The sequence below is a fragment of the Ensifer sp. Root127 genome (assembly GCF_001425225.1).
Classification (GTDB): domain Bacteria; phylum Pseudomonadota; class Alphaproteobacteria; order Rhizobiales; family Rhizobiaceae; genus Ensifer; species Ensifer canadensis.
The window spans coordinates 1-2,084 of sequence record NZ_LMDX01000049.1; the positions used below are offsets into that span (position 1 = coordinate 1).

The following is a 2,084-nucleotide window of genomic DNA, read 5'->3' on the forward strand; positions in this document are numbered from 1 at the left end:
GACCATCAGTTGGGAAGGCCGTTTTCGTCATACCCCAAAATCTCATCGGCAGAGCGCTTATCCAGCACCGGGAGCTTCGCCCAGCGTTTACGGCTCSCCGCCAGTTCCTCGAGAAGCACTTCGCGATTTCCGGCATTTGCGAGGCGCCGCAGCCGCTCTTGCGGCCGCGACGATGGCCTGCATTCTCGAGAGGGCAGGGCACATCAACTCGGCCGGCGGTTATCTTCGCAATCTGACGGACAAGGCGCGGCGAGGGGAGTTTTCGCTCGGACCGGTGCTGATGGCTCTATTGCGGGCGAACCCGGTGATTGCTCGAAGCGCCTAGCGAACGGCTCTTTGGAGGGCAGCAACCTGAAGCTTCTCGCTACCCCGGCGAGTCTGTCGTAGTCGCTTGCGNGTTTTCGCTCGGACCGGTGCTGATGGCTCTATTGCGGGCGAACCCGGTGATTGCTCGAAGCGCCTAGCGAACGGCTCTTTGGAGGGCAGCAACCTGAAGCTTCTCGCTACCCCGGCGAATCTGTCGTAGTCGCTTGCGTTGTCGCCAATAGAGTCATATATTTTGCACAATAAATGAGTTACTCGATATGGCGGAATGATCATGCCTCAGGTTCTGAAATCTCTAGAGCAAAGCGGTCCCCTGGTCCTGTCCTATATGGATCGCTCGGGAAAGATCGCTGTGGAACGGGTCGCAACCGGCTTCGGCNGGTTTTCGCTCGGACCGGTGCTGATGGCTCTATTGCGGGCGAACCCGGTGATTGCTCGAAGCGCCTAGCGAACGGCTCTTTGGAGGGCAGCAACCTGAAGCTTCTCGCTACCCCGGCGARTCTGTCGTAGTCGCTTGCGTTGTCGCCAATAGAGTCATATATTTTGCACAATAAATGAGTTAYTCGATATGGCGGAATGATCATGCCTCAGGTTCTGAAATCTCTAGAGCAAAGCGGTCCCCTGGTCCTGTCCTATATGGATCGCTCGGGAAAGATCGCTGTGGAACGGGTCGCAACCGGCTTCGGCATGTCTAAGAGCCAGTTGGCCGAGACGGCGGGCCTAGCCCGCGAAACGCTGTATAGAAGCGAGCGTAGCCTGGGCGCGAAAACGCAGAGTCGCCTTCGGGAAATGCTGGAGATTATCAGTCGCGTCTCAGATTGGGCCGGTGGTAAGGAGCAAGCAATGGCTTGGTACCGGGCTCAACCTCTACCAGCTTTTGGCGGGCGTACGCCCGAGGCTCTCGTAAAAGACGGCAAGGCCGCGGCGGTGCGAGATTACCTCGATCATATGGCCCTAGGGGGCTTCGCTTGAGGTTTGTGGGCAATTGTTACCGTGCGCACGATCCACGCTGGGCTTTCAAACCGGTTTCAGGAGATGGCGCGGCTATAAGGGGCGCGCGGTTCAACCCAAAAGGCGTGCGGGCTCTCTATCTCGGCCTCAGTGTCATGACGGCGATTAAGGAAGCCAATCAAGGATTTGCTCATCGTATCGACCCCTGCGTACTTTGTTCCTACGATGTCGACTGTGATGACATTGCGGACCTTACTTCTGACGTTGGTCGGGCCGCGAATAGTGTTTCGGTGGAGGAAATGGCCTGCAGTTGGGCCACCGCGCTTTCCGAAGGAAGGAGGCCCCCATCCTGGTCGATATACGATCGACTGAAGGCGAGGGGTACGGCAGGCATCATAGTACCCAGTTTTGCGCCTGGCTCCGAAGAGGGAGATCGAAACCTGGTGCTTTGGAACTGGGGCCCCAGCCTGCCTCATAAAGTGCAAGTACATGACCCAAGTGGTCGGCTTCCGAAGGATCAGCTGTCCTGGGATTAGGCGCATCGGCGCAATAAGCACGAGCCCTTTACGACTGCGTCTTGTTCTTGCAGCCATGATACGTCGGCTCTACTGTGCTTACAGCAAAGGTAAGCAACCAAGACCCGGAATTAGCCGGACGTTGCGCGGCGGCAATCAAGGTGAGATTCGTCTCATCCTGATCGTCGCGCTATACCGGACGTCCAGGACCACACGCCTCCGCCGGTATGACCGGCGCTTTCAGGTGATCAGCCGGGCGGCGCGCCCCTGTTTGCGTTCCACGTCATTGTAATA

Annotated in this window: 3 protein-coding genes and 1 pseudogene; 3 read left to right on the plus strand and 1 reads right to left on the minus strand. The window is 57.7% G+C overall.

The window, feature by feature from the left end; genetic code table 11:
- Nucleotides 1-5: 5 nt before the first annotated feature.
- The gene (locus ASD03_RS40085; RefSeq protein ID WP_280137638.1) at nucleotides 6-119 is read right to left on the minus strand and encodes a type II toxin-antitoxin system VapB family antitoxin; all 114 of its coding nucleotides are present in this window, start codon (nucleotides 117-119) and stop codon (nucleotides 6-8) included.
- 41 nt (nucleotides 120-160) lie between these two features.
- Here ASD03_RS40085 and repC point away from each other — a divergent pair.
- The 3 genes and pseudogenes from repC to ASD03_RS38385 all read left to right on the plus strand — a co-directional run.
- A pseudogene (gene repC / locus ASD03_RS40090) lies at nucleotides 161-325 on the plus strand (replication initiation protein RepC); the annotation flags it as partial.
- A 581-nt stretch (nucleotides 326-906) separates the two neighbouring features.
- Nucleotides 907-1,296 carry an antitoxin Xre/MbcA/ParS toxin-binding domain-containing protein gene (locus ASD03_RS31225; protein ID WP_025429740.1) on the plus strand — a complete coding sequence of 130 codons (390 nt, stop codon included), beginning with the start codon at nucleotides 907-909 and terminating at the stop codon, nucleotides 1,294-1,296.
- Nucleotides 1,293-1,811 carry an RES family NAD+ phosphorylase gene (locus ASD03_RS38385; RefSeq protein WP_082555684.1) on the plus strand — a complete coding sequence of 173 codons (519 nt, stop codon included), beginning with the start codon at nucleotides 1,293-1,295 and terminating at the stop codon, nucleotides 1,809-1,811. Before ASD03_RS31225 ends, ASD03_RS38385 begins: the two co-directional genes overlap by 4 nt.
- Nucleotides 1,812-2,084 lie beyond the last annotated feature (273 nt).